Below are 14,215 nucleotides of genomic sequence, written 5' to 3'. Positions count from 1 at the left end.
TTATTAAGAACCCGACAAATTTTAAATTCTGTCGGGTTTCTTCTTTTTATTATTTTATCATATATTTAAAAAATGCAAAATCAGATAAAAAAATCACTACCGCCGTTCAAAGCTGTTACTTCGAAACCAATGGTATTTATTAATGTTCTAATTGGGTTTTTTGGAGTGTTTTTTCTGTTATTCTTTCTGGCAGGAATAATTTTTATAATGACTAATTCTTCTGATGAAACCGGATTGGATGAAATTGCTACGGTTGCTTTTTTTTTGATATTTCTATTTGCTTTAGTAAGTTTTTCGGTATTGCTATTTTGTTATAGAAAAAGAATGTACACCACAACTATAATTGATGAAAAAGGAATTCGGTATCTAAATAATTTTAATAATGCTATTGTAAAAGATTTACCGTGGAGATGTTTTGTTAAAAAAGAAAAAGTTGAATACATTTTAGAACCACCAAAATATGATGTTAATTCAAATACGCCTATGAAAGCAGTGTTTGATCAGTTTTATTGGCCGGTTTTGATTAATGATAAAGTCATAGTTCATAATGATGCATTTTTAGGAAAACACTTTTTTGCAATGATTTATTCTAACCGGTTGGAATTGATTAGGGCTTTTGTTTTAGGAACTGCGCATTACAGACCTGATATTACTATAGATCCCGCAATTTTTGTAAAGCACTATATTGATTCTGAAAACTATGTAATTAATTATCGTCAACGAAGGCAAATTCAATTTTTTGGATTTTTATTTTGTGTGTTGATTTTAGTAATTTTATACTTTGTAGTTTATTGATTTTAATTGTTTTAAAATTTTAAGTCATGATAAAGCAAATATTAGGTGTTATTCTTGGGTATGCTGTTTTTGTAATTAGTTCTATATTTCTTTTTAAATTTTCAGGAGTTAATCCGCATGAAGATGCTTCGAAGTTATTTATGGTTTTGACATTTGTTTACGGAACTGTTTTTTCGTTTATAAGCGGACTAGTTGCTCAATTAATTTCAAAGGCGAGAAGCTTAAAAGTCAATTATGTGCTTTTTATTATCATGGCTGGTTTTGCTGCTTTTTCACTTTTTAAATCGAGTGGTAGTTTCTGGACGCAATTGCTGGCAATTTTTGTTTTTGCGCCTGTTTCTGTTTTGGGAGGTTTGTTTTGGATTAAGAGAAATAAGAAATAATCTATTATCTTTGTTGTCGTTCAGGCTTTGATAACAAGTATTTGAACAAAGAATATTAATAAATATAAAATACCACAAAAGTTTCTAAATTTAGAAACTTTTGTGGTATTTTTGTTATATGCAATTTGAATGAAATATTTTGAAACAAAATTTTTAGAAGAGGCTGATGAGTTTATATCAAAACTTGATAGAAAAATAATTAATAAATTATTTTATAATATTGATTTGGCAGAGAAAAGTCATGATCCAAGATTATTTAAAAAATTGAAAGATGAGATTTGGGAATTTAGAGTGAGATTTGGAGGTACTCAAATTAGGCTATTAGCATTTTGGGATAAAACGGATAATAAACAAACTTTAGTTTTTGCAACTCATGGCTTTTTCAAAAAGGTGGATAAAATTCCAACTGACGAGATTGAAAGAGCAAATAAAATAAGGATTCGCTATTTGCAAGATAAGTAAAAAACAAAATTATGGAAAAGAAAATAATTAAGTCGTACTCTCTTTCTGAAATGAAAGATAAATATATTGGTATAGTTGGTACACCTGATAGAGATCAATATGAATATGAACTTCGTATGGATATTTTAGGAAGAATGATCAAGACCGCAAGAAAAGAGAGAAACCTTACTCAAGAGCAATTAGGAGAATTAATTGGTGTGAAAAAAGCACAAATTTCTAAATTGGAAACCAGTGCAAATAGCGCAACAATTGATACTATAATTAAGGTTTTCAAAGCACTAAAAGCTGAAATTAGTTTTAATGTGAAAATAGAAAATCAGAATTTGCAGGTTTCGTAAAACTTTGTAAAAGTTTAAAACTTTGACAAAGATAGTTGCGCATAGTAAACCCGACAGTCCCGAAGCCTCGGGATAAAACCTGTCGGGTTTGTCAATAACAAAGGGTTGAGTTCTAAAAAACACTAAAACCTCTAATCTAGCCCCGATAGAGCGGATATCCTTTTATGGTGGCGTTCACCATAAAAGATAGGAGCGAAAGCGGGACTGAACGTCTTGAAAAACCTGAAATCTTCTGCTCCTGAATAATTGATTGATTATCATTTGGTTTTATTTTGCCATTACAAATAAATGTATTAATTTTGCAGTCCTTTTGGCAAAGAAGAGTTTCCTTTAGGTATCAACTATTTATGTAAAACAACTTCTGTTTTTTCTACTGCATTAAGAAACTCAAGAAATACAGAATACAAATTTTTTATCAGAGCATGTCTGAACAATTAAAATCACAAGAAGAGTTTTTAGCAAATTTTAACTGGCATAACTTCCAAGAAGGAATTGATGCAGTAGATGAGAAAAACTTACAAGAATTCGAAGAACTAGTTTCAAAAACTTTCATCGCTACAGACCAAGAAGAAGTAGTTGAAGGTGTAGTTGTTAGAATTACAGATAGAGACGTTATCGTTGATATCAACGCAAAATCGGAAGGTGTTATTTCTTTAAACGAATTCCGTTACAACCCAAACTTAAAAGTTGGTGACAAAGTAGAAGTATTAATCGACATCCGTGAGGATAAAACAGGTCAATTAGTATTATCTCACAGAAAAGCACGTACTATTAAATCATGGGATAGAGTTATTTCTGCAAACGAAACAGGAGAAATCGTTAATGGTTTTGTAAAATGCAGAACTAAAGGTGGTATGATCGTTGACGTTTTCGGAATTGAAGCTTTCTTACCTGGTTCTCAAATTGACGTTAAGCCAATTAGAGACTACGATGTATATGTAAACAAAATGATGGAATTCAAAGTGGTAAAAATTAACCACGAATTCAAAAACGTTGTTGTATCTCATAAAGCGCTTATCGAAGCTGATATCGAAGTACAGAAAAAAGAAATCATCGGTCAATTACAAAAAGGACAAGTATTAGAAGGTGTTGTTAAAAACATTACTTCTTATGGTGTGTTCATTGACTTAGGTGGTGTTGATGGATTAATTCACATTACTGACCTTTCTTGGAGTAGAATCAACCACCCAAGTGAAGTTCTTGAATTAGACCAAAAATTAAACGTTGTAATCCTTGATTTCGATGATGAGAAAACAAGAATTCAATTAGGATTGAAACAATTAAACGCTCACCCATGGGATGCTTTAGATGCTAATTTAACTATTGGTGATAAAGTAAAAGGTAAAGTAGTTGTAATCGCTGATTACGGTGCATTTATTGAAGTTGCTGAAGGTGTTGAAGGTTTAATCCACGTTTCTGAAATGTCATGGTCAACTCATTTACGTTCTGCTCAGGATTTCGTAAAAGTTGGAGATGTTGTTGAGGCTGTTATCTTAACTTTAGATAGAGATGACCGTAAAATGTCATTAGGTATCAAACAATTGACTCAAGATCCATGGACTGACATTACTTCTAAATACCCAGTAGGTTCTAAACATACAGGTATCGTTAGAAACTTTACAAACTTTGGTATTTTCGTAGAATTAGAAGAAGGAATTGATGGATTAATTTACATCTCTGACTTATCTTGGACTAAGAAAATCAAACACCCATCTGAATTTGTAAATGTTGGTGAAAAACTTGATGTAGTTGTATTAGAATTAGATGTTGAAGGACGTAAATTATCTTTAGGTCACAAACAAACTACTGCTAATCCTTGGGATCAATACGAAGATTCTTTCGCTGTAGGAACTATCCACAATGGTGAAATTTCTGAAATCGTTGACAAAGGAGCTACTGTAGAATTCGGAGATGATATCGTTGCTTTCATTCCTACTCGTCACCTTGAAAAAGAAGACGGAAAGAAATTGAAAAAAGGTGATACTGCTGATTTCAAAGTAATCGAATTCAACAAAGAATTCAAAAGAGTAGTTGCTTCTCACACTGCTATCTTCCGTGAAGAAGAAGAGAAAAACGTGAAAGCTGCAACTGAAAATACTTCATCTAACTCTACTACAAATGCACCAGCTGCAACTTTAGGAGATAACAATGATGTATTGGCTGCATTAAAAGCTAAAATGGAAAAAACTGAGAAAAAATAATTCTTAGTAGAGACGCACAGCAGTGCGTGTCTACATTCCTATAGAAAGTCCCACAGCAATGTGGGACTTTTTTTTGGTTTATGTTTTTTATTTTAACAAATAAAGTTGTGTTATAGTCTTAAAAAGTTATTTTTGTTTCAAAATTTTTATATATGAAAAAACTCTACTTTTTAGTTCTGACTTTATGTTTTTTTAATGGTTTGAATGCACAGACCGTAAATATACCGGATCTTCGTTTTAAAAATATGTTATTAAGAACTCCTGGGATTATTAACAATACTGCGATAATTAAAGATTTGCAAGGTAATACTCTTAAAATCGATGCCAATAATGACGGTGAGATTCAGGAAAGCGAAGCTTTACAGGTAGGGTATATAGATGTTCACGGAGATAGTGTCAATGGTTTAATTTACTCTTCTGTAGGTATAGGGAAATTTACTAATCTGGAAACATTAATATGTAATGGTCATAGGATTTCTGATTTGGATGTAAGTACCCTAACGAAGTTAAAAACGTTAGCTTGTAATAATAACAAGCTTACCACTTTAAATTTAGAAGGATTAGTTGATTTAGTTACATTAAATTGCTCCTATAATCTGCTTAGTGTACTGAGATTAAATGGCTCACCTAAGCTTACAGATGTAAGATGTGAGACAAATTATGAACTTTTTGTTCTGGACATTTTTGAGTTAGCAAACCTTAAAACCCTAATTTGCAGTAATACAAACCTTTCATCATTAGATATTAATAATTTAACAAATCTTACTTCTGTAATTTGTACAGATAGTGAACTTTCCCGCGTAGATTTAACTAATCTGATTAATCTTGATAATGTAAATTTTGATTTTAATAAAATATCTACACTAACTTTTGGTATTTTACCTAAACTTAAAAGAATATCTTTTAGAGGTAATAAAATGACTTCTTTGGATTTAGATGGCTTGCAAAATCTTGAATCTTTAGATTTTACGGGTAACTTTCTTACTTCGTTATATATAAATAATCTGGTAAAACTTGAACAAATATTATTTGGTGGAAATCAATTGACATCTTTAACATTAACCAATTTAACAGGAATCAGAAGTATTCAGGCTAACAGGAATTTGCTGGAGTCAGTAAATATATCTGATTGTCCTAATCTGGAAAGTTTAACTTTATATGACAACAAACTTATTTCTTTAGATGCAAATCAATTTAAGAAGCTTACTAATCTTGATTTAGATAATAATGCAAATCTAATCTCGGTATCAATTAAAAATGGTTCACCTGAAAAGCAATTATATACTGATGTTTCTAAATGTCCAAATCTAAAATATATATGTACAGATGATTTTAAATTAAAACCTGTTCAAAGCATGGTTGATCAATTAGGATATACTAATTGTAATGTAAATAGTTATTGCACTTTTGTTCCGGGTGGTGATTTTTATACCATAAAAGGAAATACTAAGTATGATGAAAATGCAAATGGGTGTGATGTGGATGATATTAATTTTCCTTCTCTAAAACTTTCAATTTCAGACAATATCATTGGAGAATCCATATCTAATAATTTGGGCTCTTATTCTTTTCCTGTTTCGGCTGGAGGATATACGCTTAAGCCAGTATTAGAAAAACCTAATTATTATACTATAAATCCATCAACGGTAAATGTTGTTTTTCCAGTACAAGCAAATCCTTTTATTCAGGATTTTTGTGTTACAGCAAATGGCGCTCATCCAGATTTGGAAATAACATTAATTCCTATTGACGCGGCACGACCAGGGTTTGTTTTAAAATATAAAGTTGTGTTTGCAAACAAAGGAACAATGACTCAATCAGGTACAATTAATTTAAATTTTGATGATTCGATTTTAGAGTTGGAAAATTCTAATCCGGTAGTTTCCAATCAAAAAATAAATAACTTAAATTGGAGTTTTACTAATTTATTGCCTTTTGAAAGCAGAGAAATTACTTTGACAATGAAGGTAAACAGACCAACAGAAATACCTGCCGTTAATAATGGAGATATTTTGAAATATGTAGCAACAATTACTTCATCAGAAACAGATGAAACTCTAATTGACAATACATTTACTTTAAATCAAACAGTTGTGGGTTCTTATGATCCAAACGATAAAACTTGTTTAGAAGGTTCAGTTATTACGCCAGGTTTAATAGGCGAGTACGTTCATTATATGATTCGTTTTGAAAATACCGGGACTTATCAAGCAGAAAATATAGTTGTGAAAGATATGATTGATTTAACAAAATTTGATATTTCAACTTTAATTCCAACAAGTTCAAGCCACCCTTTTGTAACAAAAATTTCAGAAGGAAATAAAGTAGAATTTATTTTCGAAAACATTAATCTTCCTTTTGATGATGCCAATAATGATGGTTATGTAGCTTTTAAAATAAAAACAAAACCAACATTAAAAGTAGGAGATTCATTTACCAATGATGCTAATATTTATTTTGATTATAATTTTCCGATTTTAACGAATAAAGCCATTTCAACTTTTAAAACTGTTAGTAATCTGGGTACTCAGGATTTTGAATTTTCGAATTATTTTACTTTATATCCAAATCCGGCTAAAGATGTTTTAAATATTACTGCAACTCAAAGTATAGAAATACAATCATTCGCTATTTATGATATTTTAGGACAATTAGTAATTGCTGTTCCAAATGCAAAATTAGTTTCTACTATTGATGTTTCTAAACTTAGAACAGGTAATTACTTTGTAAAAGTGAAATCAGATAAAGGAAGCTCAAGCATGAAATTTATCAAACAATAAATAAATTCCTCTAAATAGAAAGTCCCACAGCAATGTGGGACTTTTTTTTATACACTTGTTCCTGAAAATATATTTTTAATCTACATGAAAAGATTACTTTTTTACTTTCACAACAAGTGGGTTATTAATTTTTTTCGCAAAAGAACTCAAATAGGTTTCCCATTCAGTTTTGGTTTGAAATGGGCTTCCTTTTTTCCATCCAAAACCAACAAAATAAATTGCTTTATTGTCTTTTACTTTTAAGTTTCCATACAAATTACTTAAGTCCTTATCATTGGTAAGATAATTATCAAAACTAGTTAAAGTATTTTTTGGCGCAACTAATCCAGTTCCTATTTCAGAATCATCAATTGGTTCCCAATGACTTAACCAGCCTTCTTTTATATTGGTGCCAATCGTTCCTTTTTTATCATGAAGTGTTAATCCCGCAGCTATTGTTTTTGTTCCTGTAATTGAAATTTCAAATCGGGATAAATAGCTTCCGTAGTCCAGACTAATTAATTTAGATTCGGTTATTTTATTTCCTTTTGCATCCCAATCGGCATAAGTTAGAATAAAACTGGTTCTGATTGGGCCAGTTGTAATAGTTTTCCAGCTGATGAAATTCTTAGAAAAATAATATTTATTGTCAACTTTCACGGCTATTCCGCCAACGCCACGACTGTTTCCAACATGAAAATTATCCAAACCTTCGCCAGTATCTTTATGATAAGTTCCTGTTCCGTTAGTGGCTTTTTCATACCATTTATTAATAATAGGATAATCGACTCTTTTTAGCCAGGCATCAATTCCGCTGGTCAGAGTTCCGCCTTCAATTTTATTTTCAACCATTTGTTGTGCTACAGGACCATAAGTTCTAAAAGCAACTTTGTTGTTTTCCCAGGCATAGTCGTCTGTTCTTTCAGGAACAAATCTCGAATAGCAAATACTGTTTTTTGTAGCTGATGTATTTTTTGCCACAACAACTTCAAAATCTTTTTGAGAAGAAGCATTTATTTTCGGCTGAAATAATAAAACATCCATTGTTCCGTCGCCATCGTTATCTACAGCTTGACTTTCGAGAAATAAATCATTGTTTTTTTCCTTTATGGCAAGTTCTTCCAATTTTGCAGAATCGGGTAATCCGAGTGATTTTTTTGTGAGTTCAACAGTTTCAAATTCCCTTTCAATATTGAGAGAATTTATTATGGTTATAATTTTGTTTTGAGAATGAGTGACAAAATTACTTGCCAGAATTACGGTGAGTAAAAGATATTTTTTCAATTTTTTGCGGTTTAATTTTCGTTAGAAAGTTTAATGTATTGAATGCTTATGACTTTCTAAAATTACAAATCAAACTTTAGATATAAATACATATTTGGTATAAAAATGTACAGAGATTTAATTTTAGTGATTAATAAAAAAAAACTGTTTCTTGTTTAATGCATTGTATTGTAGTCTATTAAAAGTTATTTATTACTTTTAGTCTATCAATTTAAATATTATAAAAGATGAAAAAAAAATATTTGTTGATTACAATAATCTTCTTGAGTTTTCTAAAATTGTCTGCACAATCTCAAACAGCTAAAAGTATTGACTATTGGAAAGAAAAGTTAAATTCTATAAATACTCAATTAGCAGATGCTTTTGTAAATAAAGACATCAATGTCATAATGAAATATTATGATGAAAATGAGCCAACCTGCATGCCTGAATACTATAAGGCAATATATTCAAAATATGGTATAGCATACTACTATCAGCAATGGTTTGATAACGTTAAGATAAATTCGTATAAACGTACTATTTACGAAGTTTTATTAATTAAAAATCACTTAGTAGAAATAGGAACTTTTACCAATAATTTTACAAAACCTGATAGTACTTTATTTGTTTATGACGGAAAGTACATGAATGTATGGAGAATTGAGAAAGATGAGAATCTCACCCTTATATCAGAAATTTGGGGAGCCAACAGTGCGGTAGATAAATCTAATTTTTCATTCTTAAAACCGCAGGCCAGTAATATGCCAAAGCTAAAGGTAAACAAATCTGTATCTGATGAAGTAAATAAACGTAATGATCTTATTGCTAAACTTGTAACAAAAAGAGAAGGGGAGAAACATGCTACAGAGTTATTTGCAAATGATGCGATATACATGACTTATGATACGCCAATGCTGATAGGTATGGATAATATAAAACCTTATTTTGTTGAACATGAGAAGCCAAATGGAGTATCAATTGATTTTTTAGAAATTAAGGCAAGTAAAATGATTGCTCTCGATAAATTTGTTATCGAATATGGTTATTATTATGTAGATGTTTCGTGGGACAAGAAAAAAAAAGCAACAGTTACCGGAAAAAGCACCAATATCTGGAAAAGAGATAAAAATGGTGTTTTGATGCTATATCGCCAAATTGTAAATCATGACTAAACAGAATCACTTTTGAAATAATATCAAATTGAACTTTTGCTAAATAAAAAGAATTATCTTTAAGATTATAATATCAAAAAAATGAAACAAAGCGCCGGTTTATTACTCTATAAATTTGTAGATGTAACGATTTATTTTTTATTAGTTCATCCTGGTGGTCCATTTTGGAAAAATAAGGATTTAGAAAGCTGGTCGATTCCAAAAGGAGAGTTTACAGATGATGAGGATGCATTAATTGCCGCCCAGCGTGAGTTTCTTGAAGAAACAGGCTTTGAAGCAGATGGAGATTTTATTAAACTGGAGCCTGTAAAACTCAAATCAGGTAAAACAGTTTTTGCCTGGGCTTTAGAATTTGATATTGACGTTACTTTAATAAAAAGTAATGAATTTGAAATCGAATGGCCGCCCAAGTCCGGAAGCATGAAAAGCTTTCCAGAAATCGACAGGGCAGAATGGTTTCAAACAGCAGAAGCTTTGAAAAAAATAAACCCGGCACAGGCTGATTTTATAGTTCAGATTGTTTCCAGAATATCTGTTTCACTTTAATTTCACAGACTTTTTAAAATTTATTTTGTAATTTACATTCTTGTCAAATTTGATAATTAAATGTAAAAAATTAAATATGAATACTAAGTGTATAATTTTCGATTGCGATGGAGTTCTCGTAGATACCGAAAAAATTGGTAACGGAATTTTGCTCGAAATGGCGGCCGAACACGGTTTTGAAATGAAATTAGAAGATGCTTATCGCGATTTTAACGGCCGTAATTTAAAAGAATGTTTTCAGCATATAGAAACTGCAATAGATAAAAAACTTCCGGAGAGTTTTGAAAATGAATATCGTACCAAAAGTTTTGAAGCTTTTAAAACGCAGGTTAAGCCTATGGAAGGCGTAGTTGAATTTATAGAAAAATTAAAAATCCCGTATTGTGTGGCTTCAAGCGGTCCTGTAGATAAAATCAGACTTAATCTTGAAGTTGCCGGATTATTGGATAAATTCGAAAATAAAATATTTAGTTCCTACCAAATTAATAGTTGGAAACCAGAACCCGGAATTTTTTTGCACACAGCAAAAGAAATGGGTTTTGATGTAAAAGATTGCATTGTAGTCGAAGACAGTAAAGCAGGAGTAATGGCAGGAAAAAGCGGCGGATTTAAAGTCTACGGTTTTGCGAATGGCTATAACAATAAAGACTTAGCAAACGAAGGTGCAATTCTCTTTAATAGTTATGAAGAGTTAGAAAATCTTTTGAAATAGAGTTTCAGGTTTGCTTAGTTCCTCGCAATGAAAATAGTGCGCTAAACCCGACAGGTTTTAAAAACCTGTCGGGTTTAGTGTTTATACTGAGTTAGCTTTGTCAAAGTTTAAAACTTTGACAAAGCTTTTTACAAAACTTCATGTTCACGAGGCTTCGACTTCACCTGAAAAGATTGTGTTTAAAATTATCTAATTGCCCAATTATCTAATTAACCGCATTATCAAATTATCTAATTCTAATGTAATTTGTTACAATAAAATAAAATTTTATATATTTGATTATATATAATTGTTTTTATAGCCTTGGAAATTATCAAATTATAATTTTAGAAAGCATCATAAAACGATTTTTTTTGCCTGAAAACAGCAATCCCAAGCTGTTGTTTTTAGGATTATGGTTTTCTCACGACCATAAAAAATAACCTACAGACAGAAACAAAATGACAAAATGTATAATTAGATTTTTAGTTGTATCGATCTTTTTTTTGCCTGCTATTATAAGTGCGCAAATAAAAAAAATCGGGGTTCCGTTTATTACAAATTATAATCCAAAAACATACAAGGCAGCTTCAGAAAACTGGGATGTTTTGCAGGATTCAAAAGGAATGATGTTTTTTGCCAATCATTTTGGTATTATGCAATTTGATGGTGTGCGATGGAATATTGTTACACAGCCAGAAAATAAAAGTATGGTAAGGTCCCTTGCAATCGATAAAAATGATCGAATATATGTAGGGGCTCAATGCGATTTTGGTTATACTTTTCAGTTGCCAAACGGGCAATACAAATATACTTCATTGGTAAAATTACTTCCGGTTTCGTCCAGAAATTTTGGCGATGTTTTACATACTGTTGTTCGAAATAATGAAGTGATTTTTTTCTCAAACGAAAAAATATTTATTTATAAGAACAATAAAATCAAGGTAATACAATCTACTTCAAATTTTGATGAGTTTTTTAATGTTGGCACTTCTATTTATGTTTTAGATAACAGAAAGGGTTTGTTGAAGTTAAAAGATGATGTTTTAATTCCTGTAGAAAAAGGACAACAGTTTTTGGGAATGAAAATTCGGAAAGCTTTTGCAACGAAAGAAGGATTGATGCTGCTAACCCAAAAAGATGGTCTTTTTGTTTATAAAAATAATCAAATAAAACCTTTTGTTACAGAAGCTGATTATTTATTTAAACAGCATCAAATTACGACCGCAATTTTGTTTCCCGATGGCTATTTAGGAATTGGAACACGACAATCCGGATTGATAGTTATTGACAGTACCGGACATTTAATTCAGCACATCAATAAACAAATGGGGCTGCAAAATGAATATGTTACAAATCTTAAAACGGATAAAGAAGGCAATTTATGGGTAACTTTAAAAGAGGGCATTTCACTAATTCAGATTTCTTCACCTTTGTCGAGAATACTAGACACATCAAGTTCCGAAACTAAAATATATTGCAGCCAGATTTATCAAAATAAATTATATATCGCCACAGATAACGGTTTATTTTGGATGGATTGGCAAGCATATAAAAACGGAAAGCGTGAAAATACACATTTCCAACACATTTCAGGAATGTCTGAAAATGTGTGGAATGTTGGCGTTTTTGGCAAGTCGCTATTGGCTTTTGAAAAAAACGGAATCTATGAAATCAAAGGAAATTCGGCTCAATTACTGGCAAAAACTGATGGTGCGTGGCAAGGCATAAATATTCCAAATCGCCCTGATTTATTATTAGTTGGCGGTTATAACGGAATGCATTTGTTAAAAAAAATAAACGATTCCTGGGTATATCAGCATAAAATTAAGGGTTTTCAGGAAAGCAGCAGGATAATTGTAACTGATAACGAAAGTATCTGGCTTGCTCATGGTTATAAAGGAATTTATAAAATTAAACTCAATAAAACATTTGATGCAGTTTCAGATCTTCAGTTTTACAATCAGGAAAGTGGTTTTCCTTCTAGTTTGTTTTTGAATACTTTTAAAATTAATAATCAAATACTTTTCGGAACTACAAAAGGTATTTACAAACAAGACAATACATCAAAAAAAATGATTCCCGATGCGGTTTTTAAAAAGTATTTGGGATTGGAAAATCATATTCGATTGCTTAAAGCAGATAATCAAAATAATATCTGGTATGTTTCCGGAGAAAATACAGGGAAAATGACCCGACAGGCAAATGGAAATTTTACTGTAGAAGAATTGCCTTTTAGAAAACTTCGATATTTATATGTTCCGGGTTTCGAAAACATTCAGACAACTACAGATGGCGATGTTTTTTTTGGTACTCAGGATGGCTTAATTCATTATAACGCAACAAAAAATAAAAGTTATCAGGCAAAATATAAAGCGGTTATTTCTGAGGTGAAATGTATTTTACCAAAAGATAGTTTATTGTTTTCCAGTAGATACGATATTCTTCCTAAGAATATAAATTTGGATAAAAATGAACTCACTCCCGTTTTATCACATTCTAATAATGCTTTGCATTTTTCGTTTGCTTCACTTTGTTATGATGAAGCCGATGCTACAAAGTACGAATATTGGCTGGAGGGTTTTGAAGAAAAATGGTCGGATTGGAGTTTGCAGACCGAAAAAGAATATACCAATTTGCCTGAAAACGAATATATTTTTCACGTAAGGGCAAAAAACATTTACGATGTTGTAAGCGAAGAAGCTATTTTTAAATTTGAAATTTCACCGCCGTGGTACAGAACAAGTTGGGCTTATATTTTGTATTTGTTGCTTTTTGGTGTTTTGATTTATGCGATTATTAAATATCAAAAAAATCTTGCCGAGCGCGATCGGGAACAATTGATTTTAAATCAGGAAAAAGAATTATTGCGAAACAGAGCAGAATTAAACGAACAAAAACTGGCATTAGAACAGGAAAACATGGCCATTATGCGCGAAAACCTCGAAGCTACCATTAATCTTAAAAATGCAAAAGTAGCTTCTAGTACGGTGAATCTAATCCATTTAAATGAAATTTTGCTTTCGATAAAAGAACTTATCGGACAAATTGATAAAAAGAATGACGCCAATGTAAATTTCAGTTTATTAACCAAAATAAACCGATTGATTGATCACGAACTTCAGGGAGATCAGCATTGGAATGAATTTGAAGAAATTTTCAACCAGCTTCATGATAATTTTATGCAACGGCTAAAAACGAGTTTTCCCGAATTAACTCCCCGTGATATGCGTTTATGTGCTTATTTGCGAATGAATTTTAATACCAAAGAAATTGCGCCGCTTTTAGGAATCTCCGTAAGAGGGGTAGAAGATACCCGATATCGCATTCGCAAGAAATTACAACTTTCGTCAGATGCGAATATTACAGAGTTTATTTTGAATTTTTAAATATGTTGTTTTTTTAAACACATAGAAACATAGATTTTATAATTTAATAAAAACGGTTAAAGGCGTTTCACTTTTTTTAATGTACATAGCTATGTGAAGGAAACTAGTTTCTTTTCTGCATTCTTTTTGATATAGAAATCTATGTTTCTATGTGTTTAAAATTATTTCACACAGATTTTAAAAAGATTTAAGCAGATGCGCGCAGATCATTAT

The 14,215-nt window shown here is 31.1% G+C and carries 11 protein-coding genes; 10 read left to right on the top strand and 1 reads right to left on the bottom strand.

The window, feature by feature from the left end; all coding sequences use genetic code 11:
* Positions 1-72 precede the first annotated feature (72 nt).
* The 6 genes from AC4FQ3_RS04150 to AC4FQ3_RS04125 all read left to right on the top strand — a co-directional run bounded on the left by AC4FQ3_RS04150 (position 73) and on the right by AC4FQ3_RS04125 (position 6,959).
* Positions 73-795 (top strand): hypothetical protein, encoded by a 723-nt coding sequence (locus AC4FQ3_RS04150; RefSeq protein ID WP_491180985.1) that lies wholly within the window; start codon positions 73-75, stop codon positions 793-795.
* A gap of 26 nt (positions 796-821) precedes the next feature.
* Complete coding sequence (locus tag AC4FQ3_RS04145; RefSeq protein WP_491180984.1) at positions 822-1,178, top strand: hypothetical protein; 357 nt, start codon at positions 822-824, stop codon at positions 1,176-1,178.
* 129 nt (positions 1,179-1,307) lie between these two features.
* On the top strand, positions 1,308-1,640 hold the full coding sequence (locus AC4FQ3_RS04140; protein WP_042566766.1) for a type II toxin-antitoxin system RelE/ParE family toxin: 333 nt from the start codon (positions 1,308-1,310) through the stop codon (positions 1,638-1,640).
* A gap of 11 nt (positions 1,641-1,651) precedes the next feature.
* Entirely contained in the window at positions 1,652-1,978 is a 327-nt protein-coding gene (locus AC4FQ3_RS04135; protein WP_042566767.1) for a helix-turn-helix domain-containing protein, read from the top strand.
* 422 nt (positions 1,979-2,400) lie between these two features.
* The gene (rpsA, locus tag AC4FQ3_RS04130) at positions 2,401-4,179 is read left to right on the top strand and encodes a 30S ribosomal protein S1 (RefSeq protein ID WP_029270489.1); all 1,779 of its coding nucleotides are present in this window, start codon (positions 2,401-2,403) and stop codon (positions 4,177-4,179) included.
* 152 nt (positions 4,180-4,331) lie between these two features.
* Complete coding sequence (locus tag AC4FQ3_RS04125; protein WP_491180983.1) at positions 4,332-6,959, top strand: DUF7619 domain-containing protein; 2,628 nt, start codon at positions 4,332-4,334, stop codon at positions 6,957-6,959.
* Positions 6,960-7,052: 93 nt separating this feature from the next.
* Here the strand turns inward: AC4FQ3_RS04125 and AC4FQ3_RS04120 are convergent, their stop codons facing one another.
* The gene (locus AC4FQ3_RS04120; protein WP_491180982.1) at positions 7,053-8,222 is read right to left on the bottom strand and encodes a BT3233 family polysaccharide utilization protein; all 1,170 of its coding nucleotides are present in this window, start codon (positions 8,220-8,222) and stop codon (positions 7,053-7,055) included.
* 227 nt (positions 8,223-8,449) lie between these two features.
* Between AC4FQ3_RS04120 and AC4FQ3_RS04115 the strand changes: the two genes are divergently transcribed.
* The 4 genes from AC4FQ3_RS04115 to AC4FQ3_RS04100 all read left to right on the top strand — a co-directional run bounded on the left by AC4FQ3_RS04115 (position 8,450) and on the right by AC4FQ3_RS04100 (position 14,002).
* On the top strand, positions 8,450-9,376 hold the full coding sequence (locus AC4FQ3_RS04115) for a Cif family virulence factor (RefSeq protein WP_491180981.1): 927 nt from the start codon (positions 8,450-8,452) through the stop codon (positions 9,374-9,376).
* An 81-nt stretch (positions 9,377-9,457) separates the two neighbouring features.
* Positions 9,458-9,922, top strand: a complete 465-nt coding sequence (locus AC4FQ3_RS04110) for an NUDIX hydrolase (RefSeq protein ID WP_491180980.1) — start codon at positions 9,458-9,460, stop codon at positions 9,920-9,922.
* Positions 9,923-9,998: 76 nt separating this feature from the next.
* Positions 9,999-10,634, top strand: a complete 636-nt coding sequence (locus AC4FQ3_RS04105; protein ID WP_491180979.1) for an HAD family hydrolase — start codon at positions 9,999-10,001, stop codon at positions 10,632-10,634.
* A 440-nt stretch (positions 10,635-11,074) separates the two neighbouring features.
* A complete protein-coding gene (locus tag AC4FQ3_RS04100) occupies positions 11,075-14,002 on the top strand; it encodes a triple tyrosine motif-containing protein (RefSeq protein WP_491180978.1) in 2,928 nt (975 codons plus the stop codon).
* The last annotated feature ends 213 nt before the right edge of the window (positions 14,003-14,215 follow it).

Source organism: Flavobacterium sp. AK-345 (assembly GCF_058310175.1).
The sequence above is the reverse complement of the archived record's forward strand: the minus strand, read 5'-3'. Positions and strand labels throughout refer to the sequence as shown.